9 protein-coding genes are annotated in these 17,439 nt (G+C 65.9%); all 9 read right to left on the reverse strand.

Annotated elements, in window-relative coordinates:
* Nucleotides 1-64: 64 nt before the first annotated feature.
* Entirely contained in the window at nucleotides 65-1,333 is a 1,269-nt protein-coding gene (locus tag HDA40_RS09675) for a TIGR02679 family protein (RefSeq protein WP_253754131.1), read from the reverse strand.
* A complete protein-coding gene (locus HDA40_RS09680) occupies nucleotides 1,330-6,222 on the reverse strand; it encodes an SbcC/MukB-like Walker B domain-containing protein (protein WP_253754133.1) in 4,893 nt (1,630 codons plus the stop codon). The genes HDA40_RS09675 and HDA40_RS09680 overlap by 4 nt, the downstream gene beginning before the upstream one ends.
* Nucleotides 6,219-7,433, reverse strand: a complete 1,215-nt coding sequence (locus HDA40_RS09685; RefSeq protein ID WP_253754135.1) for a TIGR02678 family protein — start codon at nucleotides 7,431-7,433, stop codon at nucleotides 6,219-6,221. Before HDA40_RS09685 ends, HDA40_RS09680 begins: the two co-directional genes overlap by 4 nt.
* Nucleotides 7,430-9,007 (reverse strand): TIGR02677 family protein, encoded by a 1,578-nt coding sequence (locus HDA40_RS09690; protein WP_253754138.1) that lies wholly within the window; start codon nucleotides 9,005-9,007, stop codon nucleotides 7,430-7,432. The genes HDA40_RS09685 and HDA40_RS09690 overlap by 4 nt, the downstream gene beginning before the upstream one ends.
* Before the next feature lie 170 nt (nucleotides 9,008-9,177).
* Entirely contained in the window at nucleotides 9,178-12,165 is a 2,988-nt protein-coding gene (locus HDA40_RS09695) for an AAA family ATPase (protein WP_253754142.1), read from the reverse strand.
* Entirely contained in the window at nucleotides 12,162-13,394 is a 1,233-nt protein-coding gene (locus tag HDA40_RS09700) for a metallophosphoesterase family protein (RefSeq protein WP_253754144.1), read from the reverse strand. The genes HDA40_RS09695 and HDA40_RS09700 overlap by 4 nt, the downstream gene beginning before the upstream one ends.
* Before the next feature lie 59 nt (nucleotides 13,395-13,453).
* Nucleotides 13,454-14,782, reverse strand: coding sequence for an AAA domain-containing protein (locus HDA40_RS09705; RefSeq protein WP_253754147.1), 1,329 nt, complete (start codon nucleotides 14,780-14,782; stop codon nucleotides 13,454-13,456).
* Nucleotides 14,779-16,272: a hypothetical protein gene (locus HDA40_RS09710; RefSeq protein ID WP_253754150.1), complete on the reverse strand. Its 1,494-nt coding sequence runs from the start codon at nucleotides 16,270-16,272 to the stop codon at nucleotides 14,779-14,781. Before HDA40_RS09710 ends, HDA40_RS09705 begins: the two co-directional genes overlap by 4 nt.
* Nucleotides 16,269-17,396, reverse strand: a complete 1,128-nt coding sequence (locus tag HDA40_RS09715; protein ID WP_253754153.1) for a hypothetical protein — start codon at nucleotides 17,394-17,396, stop codon at nucleotides 16,269-16,271. The genes HDA40_RS09710 and HDA40_RS09715 overlap by 4 nt, the downstream gene beginning before the upstream one ends.
* Nucleotides 17,397-17,439 lie beyond the last annotated feature (43 nt).

Here is a 17,439-nt window from a genome sequence, read left to right on the forward strand (position 1 = left end):
TGCACGTCGGCGCGTACCTGCAAGCGCACGCCGTCCTGTACGCCGACAACGAATGCATCGCTGCCTACGGCGCGCCTCTGAGGTCTGCCAACAGATCGTTCATCACGTGCTCTTCCTCTACCCGCCAGCCAACTTCACTCATCGTGGTGGCCAACGTGGGTGCCCACGAAGGCGGTGCGATCTGCGCCACGGGTTCCTCCAGGCGCATGAGCTTCGTCAATGAGAGGGCGGCACCTCGATAGTGCTCGGCGCCCATACGCCAAGGAGTGGCTCCGTATTGCATCATCTGATCAGCGATGGCGAGTCCGTCCCAGTCGAAGTCCCCGTGATAGCCGACGGCGCTTCCGTGCTGGACCAGGTGACTCAGCAACGCTACTGCTGCGTGGCTTGGCCAGCCCTCGATGCAGATCAAAGGCGGGCAGGCGGATCCGAGCTCTCGGGTGGCTTCGGCGGCGACGGCGACGTTTTCACATGCCCAGACGTGGACGTCGGGTGCCAGTAATGGGCCCGGCCGGGTCGCGAGGTAGTCCTCCACGAGGCGCAGGGTGATGACGGCTGGAAGTCCGTGAGCAGAGTGTTCGCCGAGGATGGTCTCCAGCGGTGTCCGTCCGGCCGGGGAAAATCCGGCGAGGAGAACCCGGCTGGATAGGTCGTCGGGTCGCAGCCCGGCCCGTTTCCATAGTCGTCTCGGTTGCAGCGTTGCTGTTGCTGGCTGCTCGTATAGGAAGGTGAGTGCTCGCAGGACGAGGCTTGCCATGGGGCCTTTGTCGAGCGCGTGGGCGGAGCCGAGGACGGTGGCAGCGAACCGGGTGACGGTGATGCCGGTGCTGGGCAGGGCCTCTAGGACGGTGAGGGCGTCGGTGAGCAGGGTCTGCCGCAGGCCAGTTTGGGCCGGAAGTGCGCCGAGGGTGGATTCGGCGGCTATCCACCGCTGCAGCGCCGGTGTACTTGCGACGATTGGGTGTTGAGCGGCGGTGGTCCATAGGTCGGTGGCGGCTTGGCGAGTCTCGCGGCGGCGGGCACGATGGTTGTCCAGCGGACCGTCGAGGGCTTCCAGTAGCGGCCGGGTGCTGAGGCCGCAGTCTGTGCGTTCGAGTAGGGCGCGGTCGAGTTTGCTGATTCCTATGGTGATGCGCTCAGGCAGCGGCGTGGGTAGCTTCAGCAGCCATTGCAGGGTCTGAACGGCGGCAGGAAGGAGGTCGGTGGTGACGATCGTGACTTTGGCCGCGTCAGGGCGCTGTTCGAGCTGTTCTCGAATGTTGGAGCGCAGCCATGACCATCGCGTCCTCGCGAACGCTTCGCCGAGTTCTGTTGGCGATGAGTAGGAGTTCATTGGGCTAGCTCCAGATCATTGTCCAGCAGCGAGATGGCTTCGCTGCCCGTCCAGATGCTGCGTGCGGCCAGAACACCGGGGATTCCTTGGGACTTGATTAGGTGGTAGATCGCAATGCCATCGAGTTCGGCGTACATTCCGGTTTCGGCTTCGCTCGTCGCGACCAGATCCATGTCGAGCGACGTGACCAGGTCGAATAGCTCTCCGCGCATGTCTTCGTCGACGCCGGCGAATACCTCGTCGAGCAGGATGAGTCGCGGGCAGCCAGGCCTCACCGGCTCCATGGTGTCGCGTACGGTCGCCGAGACGGTGTGCGTGGCGGCGGCGGCGAACAGCGGAAGGTGCAGGGCGACAGATTTCTCGCCTCCGGAGAGTTTGTCGAACGCGCTGTTGTCGAGTGTCTCGAAGTCGGTGCCACCCTTGGCGTATTGCAGTTGGAACTGGTACCAACGTCGGTAGTCCAGCATGTCCTCCAGGAGGTCCTGCCAGGTCTGTCCGGTTTTGGTAGCGCGGATGGCCTTGATGCGGTCGGCGAAGAACGCGCGAAGGCGTTCCTTGGCTGACGGGGCCACGTCGAAGTCCGCGTTGAGCAGGTCGACAGCCTGATCGTCGACCTCGGCTCCGGCGGCGGCCTCCCAAGCTAGGGTGAAGCAGTACCCGGCCGAGGTCTTGTGGTGCTGCATGAGGTCGCCCATGGACTTGATCTGCTTGCGTGCGGCTTCGATGTGTCCGGTGACCTGCCTGCGGATGTCTTCGGTGAGGAACTGTTCGAGCAGTTTGGCTTCTTCGCGGTTGAGCAATGCTTCCAGGTGGACTACCTCGTTTTGGAGCGTGTGAATGGTCGCAGGCAGGCTCGCGATGGTGCCATCCCGATCTGCTTCGACGACGAGGATGTCGGTGATGTACCGCTCGATGAGCGTGAGCCGGCCACCGACGCTTACCTCTGCTTTGTGCCGCAATTCGAAGACCTCGCTGGCCAAGTCGGCGTTAAGGTCTCGCACCAGCTCTCGGGTGTCGGTACCCGCAAGATCGAGGACACGCACCGCCTCGGCGAGGGAGACTTCCATATCTAGGTCCGGTGTTGCCGCTGCTCCAAGCGCGGCGTCGTTTGCCGGAGCGTCAGATGGTGCGATCTCCCACTTTGCGGCCCGGGGAAGATCAGCATCGAACGCCGATTGGAGTGCTGCCGCCAAGTGAGGTAGTTCGTTGACCAGCTGTACCCGTGCGGCCTCGTCGCTGTCGGATCGTGTCTTGGCACTGCCCAACTGTCCTGTTGCCGTTAGAAGATCGCTCTGTGCTCTCGTGCGCGCGGCCTCGATGTCGTTGCACTGCTGTTCAAGTTCGGCGATCTCGGCGATCGTTGAGGTGTATTCGCCCCCGATGCGTTCGGCCAAAACGTTGTACCGCTGTCTGACCGCGGCGGCGTTGTCGTGGTCCGTCTTGGCGATCGAAGCCTGACTGACGGCTGCGGCCGCGGTGGCTGCGCTCCGGTCCAGTGCAGTCCGATGTCTCTCGGCGGCTCCGTGGTGTTCGGAAAGGGCGGTAAGCCAGTCTTCAGCGATGCCCACCCAGGAGTTGACCTTGGGCTCTAGCTCGTCCAGCCGGGTGCTCCACGCGGTCAAGTCGACCTGGGCGAGTGCTGCGGTGAGAACCTCGTGCGTATGCTTCTTGAGAGTGTTCGCTTGCTGACTGCGTTCGCTAGCGCCGGCGAACACCTTCTGGGTTGCATTTTGTACTTGCTTGGCTTGCTCGGCGTCGTGTTCGTGTTGGCGCAGGGTCGTGGAGTCTGGAAACGTCGCAAGCTGGCTGTCGGCGGACGCGAGGGCATCTCGCAACGCGTCCAGAGCGCGCTGGTTGGCCGCAGCGATGTTCGCGAGCATCGCTGCGGCCGAGTCTGCGTAGCGGTCCAGTTCGCTCGGGTCTGGCGAGGACTCGAGGTCATCGACGAGATCCACGGCGGGGTGCTCTCCGGGAATCGGGTCGGCTAGGGCAAGGGCGGCAAGGTCATCGCGGTGGTGGTCGTCCAGCAGGACAAGTGAGGCGTGTAGTTCGATCCGCCTGCTCTCGGCAGCACGGACGGCCTCCGCGCGATTGCGATCCGCGCTCTGGACTCGGTCGAAGGCGCGGTCCAGCTCGAGCGTCGCGGGCAGGCTCGCGGCCTCTGCTCGGGACTGTTGCGCGGCGGCGGTGAGGTCTTCGAGCTGCGCCGTGAGCTGATCGTCGATGCGCTTGTCGTCCGCGAGCTGCTGAGCCACGTGGGCGATCTGCTCGTCGAGCTCGGCCAGATGCGCTGTGCGGGCTCGTTCTCGGCTCGCCGCGCCGATCAGGCCGGACGTTTGCTGTCGGTAGGCGCCGTGTAGTGGTCCCGCGATCCAGCTGCCGTCCCAGCCGACCGCGAGATTCGCCTGGCTGTGGTGAGCACTACCGCCTAGCCCGACCGATGCCAGGACTGCGGTGACGGTATCGGCGGAGAGCCCGGCCGCACGAGTAGCATCGAGGTCGACACGCAATGCCTTCGTCAATGGCGCTTTGGCCGGCTCGCCGATGGGGGCGAGCTGGGTGTCGGCCAGGGCGGTGCCGTCGGTTGCGCGCAGCAGACCGTCGGGATGCAGCCAGGCATCTGCGAGGCCGCTTCCGATCAAGGCTGCTTCCAGGCCGGCGAGCCGGGCCGGATCTGTGGTGGGATCCACGAAGTCGACTAGCAGGTAGAGGGGGGCACCGGGGCGATTGTGGCGGCTGTCCAGTCTGGTCCTCGGAGCCGGCGGGGCGAGAGTGGCTTGCGCGGCGACCTTCTCGCGTTCGGTCGTCAGATGTTCATGTTCGGCCCGGCGCTGCTCGGATAGCACGGCATGGTCGCGTTGCTGTTTCCGCAGCCGCCTTTCGGCCTCATCGATATGTTCCAGCCGTCTGGCGAGAGCCGCTTCGGTCCATGTCCCCCATTGTTGAGGCTCGTAGTCGTGCAGAGTGGGCATGGGCGTGGCGGAGGTGGGGAGTTGAGCGAGGCTGGCCGCCCAATCTGACAGCCGTTGTAGCCATGTGGTGCGGGCGTCGCTGTAGGCGCTGGCTGCGGCGTGAGCATCATTGATGTGACTGTGGGCTGTGCTGAGAAGTTCCAGGTAGATCTGATGATTGAGGGCTCCTGCGTGGCGGGCCTGGATGGTGGGGCCGGTGCTGAACTGATCGATCAGCATTGTCAGCTGGGAGGTTCGGGTGCGGTGGGCAACCTGGCACCATTGGAGCATGGCTGATGCCACGCGGGTCGGTTCGGTTTCGCGCCATTCGTGGCTGGCGGCCAGGAGCTGGTCGCTGTTTGCCATCCAGGTACGGGCTTCCTGGATGAACTGGTCCCGGACGTGTCGCAGCCGCTCGCCGGCGTCTGCGGCTGCCTGGTCGGCCTGGATTAGTTCGCCTCGGGCGGACTCGAGCTCGCCTGCCGACTTCTCGGCGGCTCGCGCGGCAGAGGCAGCGTCTGACGCGAGCCGCCGCGCATCTTTCAGCGTGTTTCGCAGGTCGTCGACAGCCTCACGGAGGGTGTGCCGAAGCTGCTCGGTCGGTCGAGCGGAGGGTTCGGTGTCGGTAATCGCCGCCGCGAGCTGCTGGTAGATGCGGCTGAGCAAGGTGAAGAGCTCGGCGCCTTGCCGGGTTAGGCGGTGCCGATCATCGGCGGTCTGGGCGGCGAGCTCGGCGGCTTGGCGGGCCTGCTCGGCGAGCTCGGCAGCTGATTGGGCCTGCCCAGCGGCGTCGTCCGCGGCGTCGCGAGAGCGTCGGGCCAGCTCGTCGAGGGTGTCGGCTTGTTCGCGTAGCGGCTGGAGGTCGCGTCCCTGGATGTAGGCATCGGATTCCCGAAGCCCTGACAGCCGCCCGGCGGCGGCTCTAGCTTGGCTGGCCAGGCCGTCGATTTGCTGTCGGAGCTGTTCGATGGTTGCGGCCAGCTTCTCGCGTTCACTGGCCGACGCTTGCGCCTTGGCCGTGGCGCGACTGATGGCCTTGTCGCAGGTAGTGATGGCGGTGGCACGTTGCCACAGGAACGCTCTGGCGTAGCGGCTGTAGGCGTTGTCCAAGTCCCGCAGGCCGGTGATCATTTCGTGGCAGTTCTTGATGTCGGCTTGGTGACGGTCCAGCCGTTCGTAGCCGCTGGCGATCGACGTGACCAAACCTTTGTCCAGCCGGGGCAGCGAGTCGCGCAGGATCTCCGCCAGCGCCTTCTGCGACAGCTTGTCCGACAGTTTGGGTCGACGTAGTTGCCGCAGTGCCTTGAGCAACGCGCTGTAGCTGGTGTCGGGCAGGCCGAACAGCACGCGGTTGCACTCGGCGCGATGGTTGCGCGGCGAGCGGATGTCACCGACGAGACCCTCACCCGAGAGTTGGAGCAGTTGGCTTTGCAGGGCCTCACGTGTCAGCGTTTCAGTCCCGGGCGAGCCCAACTGCAGGTGGACTCCGACTCGTGCGCTGGTGGTGAAGTACCACGCGTTGACGGTTTCCTTGGCACGTAAGGCGTCGAATCCAGCTCCAACGGTGAAGTACTCCGGCTGACCGAGCGGACCGATTCGGCCGAATTCAACCCAGACGTAGCCGCGTGCGGTGCTGTGTCGCTGTGCCTGATCGTGGCCGAGCAGCCATGTGAACATCGAGCGAGTGCGGTTACCGAAGGTGCTCAGCTGACTTGGATCTATGTCAGCGACAAGAACGTAGGGCAGGAGAACTTCCAGAGCCATTGATTTGCCGTTGCCGTTGTTTCCACGCAGCAGGAGCCGTCCGCGGTAGAAGACGAACACCTGGGCGTCATAGTGGAACAATCCGCAGATGCCGGCCCGCAGCGGCTGCCACCGGCCCCGGGTTGGGATAGGTAGCCCGTTGAGCAGGTCGTCGGTCAGGTCATTGGTTGTCATTGGTGTGTTGGCTCCACGCTGAAAAGATCGTCCTGGGCTGGCTGGGTGGGAATCGGGCTGCTGCTGGGGGGTAGGCATGCCGGATCCACCCGGGCTGCCCACCGCCAGGCGGCTGGCATGATCCGCCATCCGTCTGATTGCGGCCGGATGAGGTCGAAGGAGCGAAGCACGGTCGCCACGGCGTCGGCGCGGTTGCGGTCGTTGCGCAACGAGCGTGCCCACCACGGGTATTCGTCGAGCAGCTCGTCGACCAGGGTGGCCAGGTGCGTGGCGGAGATCCAACCGCTGGGTTGGGCGGTGAGCTGCGGTAGGACAAGAAGGGCACAGTTGGACACGTTTGATCCGTCGCGCAGGCTGCGGGCGGTACCGGCTCGCCGGTTGACGACCATCCAAGCGTCGGCTCTGATCTCCAAAGCCAGCCCCGCCTCCGACAGCCACTGGGTGATGTGCTCGGTATGGTCGCTGACGGCGGCCGCGTCGTCGTCGGGAAGATCGCTCAGATAGCAGAGGGGTTGATCCAGCAGGCGGCGCATCAAATGCTGGCGAAGTCGGTGTGCGTCGAGCGGTGCTCCTGAGCTGGGTTGAGGATGGGGATCGGCGGCCATCTGTTGCCAGGTTGAGCAGCGCGCCGGTGGCAATGGGGCAACCAGTAGCTGTCCGAGCCTACGTTCGTCGATCTCATACAGGACGTTGCCGGTCGGGTCGACGCTGTAGTCACGGCCGGTGCGGTCCAGCTCGGTCACCACCCGCAGGGCTGACAGCAGCATCAGTACGTCGACGAGCGCCTGCCGGTCCTTATGGTCGAGGTCGGTGAACGGCGAGACTTTCGCCCGCACGCTCAGATCTGAGACCGCGACCGCGATGTCTTGCAAGCTAATCCTCGAGCGTCCGTGCTCGCCAAGTGCGGCGGCTGTCAGACAGAATGTCACGTATTTGCGGATGGTGAATGTGCTTTTGCCCGTCCGGAGGCTACGTTGCGGATGTGTCGAGTCGATCCATCCGGTGACCTTGCGCAGACGAGCCATCCCCCGCCGGTAGTCCACGATCAGTATCCAGCCGCAGGTCCGTAGGAACCATTCTTTGAGCCACTGTTCGCTGGTGGCGATCGTGTCGAAGGATGGCGTGTCGCGGTGCAGTAATGGAGTGTGCAGCAGTTGCTGGATGGCACGGGCGCGGCGATCGGCAAGGTCCTGTTCTGCGATGCTGCTCACGCCTGACCCCTTACGCCGCTGGTGATCTGAATCTCGTAGTCGGGCACGGCCCAATTGCCGGATACGGCCGAAACGACCGCGGCGCGGGCGGGCCGCGGCGCGCGGATGCGAATGCGCAGTCGGCCGTCAACGCTGGTCGCCTGCTGCCACCGCTGTGCGTCCGGGCGGGCCTTCTGAGCGCGAAACAGCAGCCGGGCCAACAGCTTCAGCGTCGTACGGTCCAAGATCGCGCCCAACTCTGATAGTGGCCGCGGTCCCAGGGCGATCAGCGTGTCGGCGGCGGCCGACACCGCGGCGATCTCCTCTCGGGCCTGTCCGGCAAGGACCTGACGAGTCGCCGAGTGGTCGGCCAGCCGGGGTGCTTGCCGGATGGTTTCGCTCGCTTCGTTGGCCTGCAGTTTCAAGGTCAGCTCAATCTGTGGGGCCTGGCGAACAGGAAGGTCATCCGGGGTCAGGTCCGAATCGCTGTGCATGTCGGTGAAGTGCCGCGAAGACGTCAACCCAAACGCTGCCTTCCAGATGGCGTGTGCCTCATCGGGCGAGGCGCGGTCGAACATCCCCGCGAGGGCCAGAAGATCGTTCGTGCGGGCCGACGGCTGGCTGGCGGCCTCCCGTAGACGTTCGACTGCGTGGGTGATACCCAAGACCGCCTGCCGGGCCTTGTTCGCGAGCACTTCGATCCCAGTGTTGGCTTCGCGATCTGCGCTGAACCAATCCACGAGGCCGTCAAGGCTCGCTTTCGCCCCGGCAATCCATTCGTCGAATGCTTCACGACCATCGATGGCCTTGTGCCCTGAAGCTCGAGCCGCCCGCGCCAACGCACGGTGACGCACCGCGTCCGGGAGCGCGGCAAGCCGGCTCGTACGTCGGCGAATGTCCGGGGTCAAATCATCAAGATCGGCGAGGAATCCCGTGAGGTAGGCGATGGTGTCGTCCTTGAAGCTGCCAAACACCTGAACGTCCACGACGCGAGTGGCCAGCATCCGATTGACCTGCTGCATGAACAGAGCTGCGTTCGAGGTCATCGCCTTGAAGCTGCTGCGCAGGTCCTGGACCCGGGTGAAGACCATCGCGCCGTCAGCGTCCGGACCCTCCATCTGGTCGAGCAGCTCATCGAGCAGCGTGACGATCTGGCGCAGCAGCACCGATTGAAGGCCACCAACGCGCCGAAGGCCGTCTTTGGCGATGCTCAAAGCGTCGTGAACGACCTCGCCTTCGGGCGTGAGATCGTAGATGTGCTGGCGACGTTCGTAGTGTGCCAGTGTCATGGCCGTGTCGTCGTAGTCGTAGTCGCGCGTGAGATTGCCGTGTTCCCACAGGTAGTCCAGGCGCTTGTCCAGCTCTGGCTCGGACAGATTCCAGTTCTGCTGCCGAAGCACTGCCAGAACGTCTTCGACCTTCAGCCGGGACTGGTACGCGGCTGAAGCCTGTGCAAAAACGTCCATGATCGCCCAGTAGAGCGCGTTGTGATGTGCATCAGACGCGTACGAGGCGAGCTCTGACAGTGCCACCCGCCGAGGGCTGCGGGCGCGGTCCGTCCGACCATCACCCGCCGACGAGGCAAGCTCAGTCATCGGGACCGCCGGCAAGCCGCGGACCCGTCGCCAAGCGCCGCGAGGCCGGGCCCGGCGATATCCAGCCGCCTGTCGCTGATCGTCGGTTCGCCGCGCTCGCGTCGTGTCGGCAACGGCGTGGCACGCCCAGCGTCATATCTCCGGGGCACGTGGGCGAATCTTCCTGCTGGTCAGTCATGTAGACCATCTCCGTAGGATTCGTCGGCGAGCTGGGCGAGTTCTTCGTCCGTGGCCCACCGCACGGCGCTACCGGTGGCCGATTTAGTCACCCGCAACAAGGCGGGAACCTGCTGTGCGACTGCACGCATGTGGCTGATCACGACGACGAGCCGTCCCGCGGTGACCTGTGTCGAAAGCGCGTCGAGCGCGTAACTGAGCGCGGCCTGGTCGAGTGTGCCGAAGCCTTCGTCCAGAAAGAGCGACTCGGACCGGCCGCCACTCGCGCCGGCTTGTTCGACGACTGCCAGGGCCAGCGCAAGGCTGGCCTGGAAGGTCTCGCCGCCCGATAGTGTCTTCGCCTCCCGCAGCTGGCCGGTGTAGTTGTCGTAGATCCGAAAGTCGGGTCCGAAGGCGAACCGGCCGGCGGTCATCTCTCGCAGGATGCTGGTTGAGGTGGCCAGCAGCGCCCGCTGCCGTTCTGCGACCGCAGCCGCGACGAACTGTCCGTCCGCCAGGAGCCGCACCAGTTCGGCGAGCGCATCGAGATGGGGTTTGGTGGCGTCGAGGCGGGACTGGAGGTCATCCACAATGTCGATCTGGTCGATCGCGATCTGCAGGGACTTTTGTTCCTCACGCCGGTCGCCGATGGCGTCGGTGAGGGCTTCGTCGATCGACTTGCCGTCGGTGGGTGCCTTGCGGCGAATTTCGTCGGCGGCCGCGTCGAGCTGTGACGTGCTCCGTTCGAGGGCGGCAAGACGCGCGGGGCTCTCGCGGAGAATGTCGCGTGCCCGCTGTTCAACATCGGCCGCCCACTGAGCTTGCCCGGCGACGTCGGCCTCAAGATCGATCGGCGGTGCCGGGGTGATGTGCAGGAGCGCGGCGACTGCGGCGTGGGCGTTGGCCAATGTCAGCGCCTGCTGTTGGGCGGACTTGGCCGGCACGCCGACCTCGGTCTTGCGGAGCTTGTCGACCTCGGTGAGCTGGTCCTGAAGTCTTTGCCGAATCTCCTCGATGTCTGACAGTTGCTTCCAGTCGTCGACGAGGCGCTTCTTGTCGGCAACCGCGCGCCGGTCGCACTCCTCGATCGCCGCGATTGAGCTGTCCGCGGGCCGGTACGACGGCGCGATGGCGGCGATGATCATGCTGGTCTCGCTCTGGAAGGCTTCTAACTGCCGCTTGCCGTTGTTGAGGATGCCGGTCCGGCGCACGAGGTCCTCGCCTAGCGACGCCGCCTTCGCGGCTGCGGCTGCGGCCTCATCACGGATCTCGCCCGCGCGGCCCGTTGCCGCCTTTACCTCCGCCTGTGCCCGTTCGAGCCGATGGAGATGCGCGGCGAGAATGTGATCATCAGTGTCGGCTGGGTCGAACGCGCCGATGCGCGACGCTAGTTCTGCCTGGGCTGCGGCGAACCGTTTGATGAGCGCCGATAGGTCCTGTTCCGCCTTGGCCGCAAGGCTGTTGGCGGCGCGTTCAGCGCCGACCGCTGTGGCCTCCGCCTCTGCGGCCTTCCGGGCCTGGATGCGCGCCTTCTTGTGAGCATTGTCGGCCGCGGCCAGGCTGGTCTCAGCTGGTGCGCGGAAGTCGCCGGGCAGCTCTCGTACACAGACGGGACAGGCGTCACCGGGCTGCAATCCTGCAGCGGCGTGCGCGGCGGAATTGAGCCGCTTCTGGTGCTCCAGCGCCGCTTCGAGGTCACTCTCGGCGCTGCGCGCGTCCTTCGCCGTCTGGGCGGCGATGGCCAGCGCGTCGTTGGCTTTGCCGTGTGCGGCCAGGTTCTCCGCGACGTCGCCATGTAGGCGTCCGATCTGGGCGAGCAGCTGGCGCAAAGCCTCCAGATCGCGGCGGTATCCCTCGACCTCGCCTTCGACGCCCTTCCACGTCTCACCTGACGTCACCAGCTCCTTTTCCGCCGCATCGAGCTTGCGCTTCAGGCCGTCGGATTCGGCGCCGGCGGCACCAACCTCTGCCGCGAGGCTGGTAAGAGCCAGAGATTCTCTCTCCTGCTCAACCAGCATCCGCGCGTGTTGGCCGGAGCGTTCCCGTAGTTGGGCGAGCAATGGCCGAGCGGTGTCGGGGAGGATCGCCAGGGTTCCGTCGGGCCTGCGCTCGCCGAGCTGCTCGAGCAGCCTGGTGTGAATGTGCTGCTGGTCGACGAGCTGGATGCGTAGATCCTTCTCGCGTGCCGCAAGCTCGGCGTCGAGCTGCGCCAGTGTGTGGAGGCGTGCTGCCGCGTCTGTCTCGGCAGCGGCGAGTTCCTTCAAGGACCGGGCCAGCGCAGTGTGGTCCTTGTCGGCTGCGGTCCGCTGAGCGGTGATCGTAGCTATACCCTCCTGGGCCGTTTTCAGCTGCTCGATACGTTTTTCGGCCGCAGCGAGTGCGGCCCCAGCGCCGGCTGCGGTGGCGCGTGGATCGGGCAGCAATGCGCGCCGGCGGACGTCGAGGTCTCGCCAGAGCGGATCCAGCCGGTCGAGCCGTTCCCGGGCGATGGTCGCGATGTCGTTCAGGACATCAAGCCCAAGTAGACCCTTGAGCATCTTGGCGCGCTCCGCAGTGGGTGCGTGCAGCAGTTGCTCGAACTTGCCTTGCGGCAGCAGGACCGACCGAAGGAACGTCTTCTGGTCCAGGCCGATCAGCTCCTGAACGCGGGCGGTGACGTCGCGTCCGACGACGGTTTCCGAGCCGTCGGCCGCCTCCAGCCGGTGGACGGAGGTCGTGGTCGTGTTCGAGATCCGTCGGTTGACTGTCCATTCGCGGCCGCGGGCTTCGAACGTGAACGACACGGCGAGCGTGCCGTCGCCGCCGTCGGCGATGAGTACCTTGGGCGACGGTGCTTCGAAGGTGCAGGTGCCGAACAGAGCGAAGTTGATGGCGGCGAAGATGGTGGACTTGCCTGCTCCGGTGTCTCCGGTGATGCCGATGAGGCTGTGACCGCGAAAGTCGATCGTCTGCTCGGCGGTGTAGGAGCGTAGTCCGCGGAAGGTGATCTGGAGCGGTCTCATCGGGTTGCCTCCGGGACGGCGTCGCCTGTCAGGATGTTTTCCACCTCGAAGTAGGGATCGCGGCCTTCGTGGGCGGCAGCCAGGAACTCGGCCATGACGGCGTTGACCCGGTCGGCCGCAGCGATCCGGGTGCCTCGCTCGCGCAGGAAATCGTCGAAGCTTTCCAGTAGTGGCCGCTGCGCCGTGACCGTGCCGGGTTCGACGACGAGCGACTCCATATGCGTGCCTGCGACCTGCTGGTGCACTTGGAGAACCTCGGCACGGGCCAGAATGTCATACACGCGCTGCGTCAGCGTCGGGTCGTGGGTGTCGGTGTGCACGGTGACCAGGCATAGCGCGTTCCCGATGCTGTCTGCGTCGCGTTGCAGTTCGGCGAGGGTGCCGTCGAACTTCACCAAGGCCCGGCCGCCGCGTAGCGGCCGCTCACGGCAGATGGCCTGCTTCCCAGGTTCCAGGGTCACGAGCGTGACGCTTTTACGGTCGTTGATCTCGCCGAAGTCCAACGGGATCGGGGAGCCGGCGTAGCGGCCGACGACCAGACCGGGCAGGTCTTGTGCTCGGTGGATGTGGCCGAAGGCGGCGTAGTCGACGGCGGGGATCGCCTGGGGGTCGCTGGCGTAGTCGTCGCCGCAATGTCGTTGCCGCTCCGATCCGGACAGTCCCGCGCCGGTGACGTGCAGGTGCGCGGCGAAGACGGTGACGTCTGTGTGCGGGTTGAGGTTGGCGGCGAGGTTGGCGGCGATGCGGGACTGCAGGTCGGCTAGCCTCCCGCGGTAGTCGCCGGCCCACGTGCGGGGGTCGTCGAAGACGTCGACGGCTGTGACCGCTGAGACGAACGGCAGTGCCCCGAGTCGAAGGGAGGTTTCGTCGCGACCTGGCAGGACGAGGTAGTCGCCATTGATTCCTAGCGGTTTGTTGATGAAGTGCAGTTGGTGCCGGCGGCCGAGACGGTCGAGGTAACGCAGCAGGCTGGGGTTGTCGTGGTTGCCTTCGACGACGACGGTGGGAGCGATCGCGGCCAGTTCGGCCAGCGCGTGCACGGCGCGTTCGATGTCGGTGTGGCTGACCTTGGAATGGTCGATGAGATCCCCGGAGTGGATGATCACATCGGGGCGTTCCTCGTGGGCAATTTCGATGATCTCGTTGAGGGCGTCGTCGAGGTCGGTGGCTCGCGACCGGTTGTAGAGAGTCTTGCCGGCGTGCCAATCGGAGGTGTGCAGCAGTTGCATGGGGTAATTGCCCTTCGCGGAGGCCAGACCGTGGGTGCTGTGGGGGAAGCTGCAGGCGGTTAGGGTGTGGCGGGTACGCGGTGTTCAGCGAGGTGGGCCAAGACCGCCTGGTTGGCCTCCCACCCGTCGGGGAACTTGATTAACGCGTTGAGGTGCATGGGTTCGGTCGAAGGGTGGGCGTCCAGAAGCTCGGGGATCCCCCTGCGGCCGACGACGATGCAGGCGTGCCGGTGTCGCGATGCCAGCACGCACAGCCTGCCGGATTCCAGGTGGAACGCGGTGGCGTCGATGCGACCGGACAGCGGGTGCAGGACGACCGTGATGTCGAACTCCGCGCCCTGCAGCCGGTTGGCGGTGTCCACTCGGATCCCAGTGGCGATATCGCCTAGGCCGCGTAGCTGCTGGTTGATTGCGGCCACCTGGGCACGGTGCACCGCGCCGATCGCGATGCGCCCGGGGGCCAGGCGCCGTCCGTTCGGGGCGTCCTCGCAGAACGTCTCCGTCCCGCGTTGCAGGAGCCGGACCGCGATGTCGGCGGTGGCGGCGACGGCTTCTTCGTCGGTGCGCACGGTGTTGCGGTGCGGCAGTTCGTAGAAGCCCCAGCCGGTCCGTGCGGCTAGGCTGATCACCTCGTCGGCGGCCGTCCGGCGGATCCCGGGGACCGGCATCGACAGGCCGCGGGTGGCCGGATCGGTTCCGGGGCCGAACGGCGAGAACGGGTAGAACGCTCGTTGGACGACGGGCGTGGCGCTCGGCGGCAAACGCCACGACAGCGGCAGCCGGTGCGGCTGAATATCGGGGTTGTTGCGCAGCAGGACCGCGACCGCGCTCTGCATCGGATCCCATGCCAGTCCGGCCCAGCGTTCACCGTCGACGGTCGAGAACGGGTCGAGCTGGCCCGGGTCGCCGACGAACAGCATCCGCTCGAACAACGGCGCGATGAGCAGCAGCATGTCCGAACGCATTTGATATGCCTCGTCGACGATTGCCCACGGCCACTGTGTGGGGCTCTCGCATCGGCTCCACTTGGCTGCGGTGCCCACCACGACCTGGCATCTGCTCAGATCGTTAAGGCGATTGCTGACGGTGACGTTGGGCAGCTGAACGGGCGGCGTCGGCGTGTAGTCCTCGCCGCTGAGTCGGCCGATAGCGTGCCCAGGCAGCTGTCGGGCGATCTTATTGACAAGATCGTCGACCTGCGCGTTGGTTTGCGCGACGACCATGATCGGCTCGCCGGCGGCGGCGATCTCGGCTGCGACCCGTACGACCAGCGTCGACTTGCCCGCGCCGGGTGGCGAGTCCACCACCACCCCGCGACGTATTGTCGTCGTGAAGTCGCGGATGATCGCCGTGGTGGCGGCTTCGGCGAGGTCCCGTGGGGTTGTCATGACCAGTCCTCCACCGCGTCCTCGGTAGCCGGTCGGTATGTCAGGGGCGGGCCGCCATGAGTCCAGGGCGTCTGATCCGGTGCCGGCCAGTTCTGGCCGCGGCCGGCGAACTGTGGTGCCAGTGCGCTGTACAAGACGTCGTCACCGGGCTGCGGGACGGTACCCGGTTCGGGCGTGCGGCCGCGGCCCATCTTGTTCTGCAGCTCGATGGTGACTTCCCAGCCGTCGCCGACGCGGTCAATGCCGATGATGATGGCTTGCTGTCCATTGCGGCTCGGGTCGTATACCGACTGGCGGTCCTCCAGCCGGATCGGGTCCTCGGTGAACACGGTTACCAGTGGGCGCAGTTTGGTTCCGCGCGCAGCGGGCACCCGACGGTGTGGCTCGGCGGAGACCACTCGACCTGAGAATGCTTCGCCCTCCAGCCGGAAGTCGGCCATCACCAGTGGGTCGTCATAGGCGCGTTGGGCGTCGTACGCCGCCAGCCTGCGCTCCATGTCCCCCAGCCGCCGGGCGCTGCGGACTGCGTTGTCCCGCTTGGGCTGGGGAAGGCCCACGGTTCGGAGCTGGTTGTCGTACCAGGTGAACTCGTCGCGCTGCGTTTCCCACCGCTGGGCCACGCCTGGCGCGGCAGGCATCTGCCGTAGCAGGTCGATGGCCTGCCACATCAGGTCCCAGGTCGGCCTCATCTGCTCAACCAGAAGGGTGGTGAGGCGGGCGAATACCTGCCGTCGGGTCAGCTCGGTGGTCGTAGCCGACAGCGCTTTCAGCGTCGGTTCCAGAAACAGGCGGTCGAACGTTGGATCTGTGGCAGGGCCGGCTGGCGGGCACCTGGCCGGATCCTCCGCCCGGCGCATTGCGTCGATCAACGACAGTCCGTTCGGCGGCGCCAGCCATGCCATGATTGCCGCGAGGTTGCCGTCCTCGACTGCGCTCTGGCCGGTCGCCCACATTGCGCCGAGAGCACTCGTAGTCGAAACAAGCACTGATGTGTCGGCGAACTCGGCCTGCTCGCCAAACCATGTCAACCACAAGCCGAGCCGCCGGACCGATGGCGCGACTGCCCAGGGGCCGTCGGTATGCCGGAACCGGGTCATCCGGCCCAGCAGGCGAACGTAGTTCACGCCGCCCGGGTTGGGCACCCAGATCTGCGGCGCCTGCCGGGCCCGCTCGATCGGTCCTTTACCGCGGTCGAAACGCTCCTTGTCGTCGGCCATCGATTGGATCGGCAGCAGCAGTACCGACGCGAGCCGTTCGGCAAACCGAAGTCGCTCGCTGCGTTCGCGCGGCTGACGGGTCACGATCACCTCAGGCCGCTGGCGGTCCTGGCCGACCATCACCGCTAGCGGAGCGTTGGTCTCGCCTGCGAGGGTGATCGGCACGATCACGATCGGCTGCGCCGAGATGGGAAGGTGCCGGTAAACAGTGATCTGCTGGGGCCGGCCTTGTTCAGCGGCCAGCACTCGGGCCAGCGACGTCATGACGCTCATCTGACCGCCTCCAGTGCCTGCTGGCGCATCCGATACGCGGCCTGCAGGATGGCCGCGGCCTGACGCTGCTCCTGACCGGGAACACGTCGGCCGGTGGCCAGCTCGACGGCCTCGGTGATCGAGTCGATGCCGCCGAGGTCCTCGCGTACCGTTCGGCCCAGCACAGGCACCGTGCGGGCCGCCTCCGCCCGGCACACGCCAGCCAGTTCGCAGCTGCCCAGGCATTCCGGCGAGTAGCGGGCGCTCACCTGCGCAACCGCGTTGGCCAAGTCCTCCGGGTCGCGAGTCGCCTGACCGTCGTGCTCGCGCAGGTCGAACGTGAGCGCCTCCGGAAGCAGGTTCAGCAGGCTCTCAATCGATTCCATCCGGATCAGCTGACGGCGCAACGAAGCCAACTGCTTACGCACGTCGATAACGACCGCCACCGGTTGGTTCGTGAAATCCTTGGGGCACACCAGGATCACGTCGTGCGACACCAGATCACCCGAAAGGCCAGAGCCGCGCAGCATCTCCTGCAACGCCATGACATAGACGGCCGACTGCTGCGCCGCGGCAGCGACCTTGCCCGGGTCCGCCGTGCCGTCGACGATCGGGAACGACTTGATTTCCACGACCCGCAGCCGGTCGCCGAACTTGAAGGCGACCAAGTCCGGCTCGATGAAGACTGCCAGCCCGTTGACCTTCAGTTGCAAGATTGGATGGTCGAACATTGTACCGACTGCGCCGTCGGCCGTGGCTGCTTCCTGGAGGGCGTGCTGCGATCGCCGAAGTCGGCTGGTGATGCGGTCGTCCTCGTCTGCGGGATTGAGGTCGTGGTAATGCGCCTGCGCGATTGGCAGGCCTATGTGTTCGCGCAGCAGGCGCAGCAGCTCGGCACCCCCCTCAGCCTTGACCTGGGCTTCGAAGCTCATGCCGCGGGCCAGGGCGATGCTCGACATCTGCCCGATCGAAACCGGCATGCCCAGCCGGCTGGCGACGGCGCCCTTGTCGACGCCAGCAGCGTCCATGAGGGCACGGCGCCGGCAGCCGGGATTCGCGGCGAGCGCGGCAAGGGTCCGGGCGTTGTGGGGCCTTCGCGGGGCCGCGCCACGGATCACGGTCAGGCGGTGCTCAACGACAGTCATCGTTGTCCTTCGTAGACGGGTCCGGCCTTCGCGGGAACCGGGC

The sequence above is a fragment of the Hamadaea flava genome (genome assembly GCF_024172085.1).
GTDB lineage: Bacteria > Actinomycetota > Actinomycetes > Mycobacteriales > Micromonosporaceae > Hamadaea > Hamadaea flava.

Coding starts and splice junctions, on each gene's coding strand:
- HDA40_RS09715 (WP_253754153.1), bottom strand. CDS start 17,396: ATGACTGTCGTTGAGCACCGCCTGACCGTGATCCGTGGCGCGGCCCCG.
- HDA40_RS09700 (WP_253754144.1), bottom strand. CDS start 13,394: ATGCAACTGCTGCACACCTCCGATTGGCACGCCGGCAAGACTCTCTAC.
- HDA40_RS09695 (WP_253754142.1), bottom strand. CDS start 12,165: ATGAGACCGCTCCAGATCACCTTCCGCGGACTACGCTCCTACACCGCC.
- HDA40_RS09675 (WP_253754131.1), bottom strand. CDS start 1,333: ATGAACTCCTACTCATCGCCAACAGAACTCGGCGAAGCGTTCGCGAGG.
- HDA40_RS09710 (WP_253754150.1), bottom strand. CDS start 16,272: ATGAGCGTCATGACGTCGCTGGCCCGAGTGCTGGCCGCTGAACAAGGC.
- HDA40_RS09680 (WP_253754133.1), bottom strand. CDS start 6,222: ATGACAACCAATGACCTGACCGACGACCTGCTCAACGGGCTACCTATC.
- HDA40_RS09705 (WP_253754147.1), bottom strand. CDS start 14,782: ATGACAACCCCACGGGACCTCGCCGAAGCCGCCACCACGGCGATCATC.
- HDA40_RS09690 (WP_253754138.1), bottom strand. CDS start 9,007: ATGACTGAGCTTGCCTCGTCGGCGGGTGATGGTCGGACGGACCGCGCC.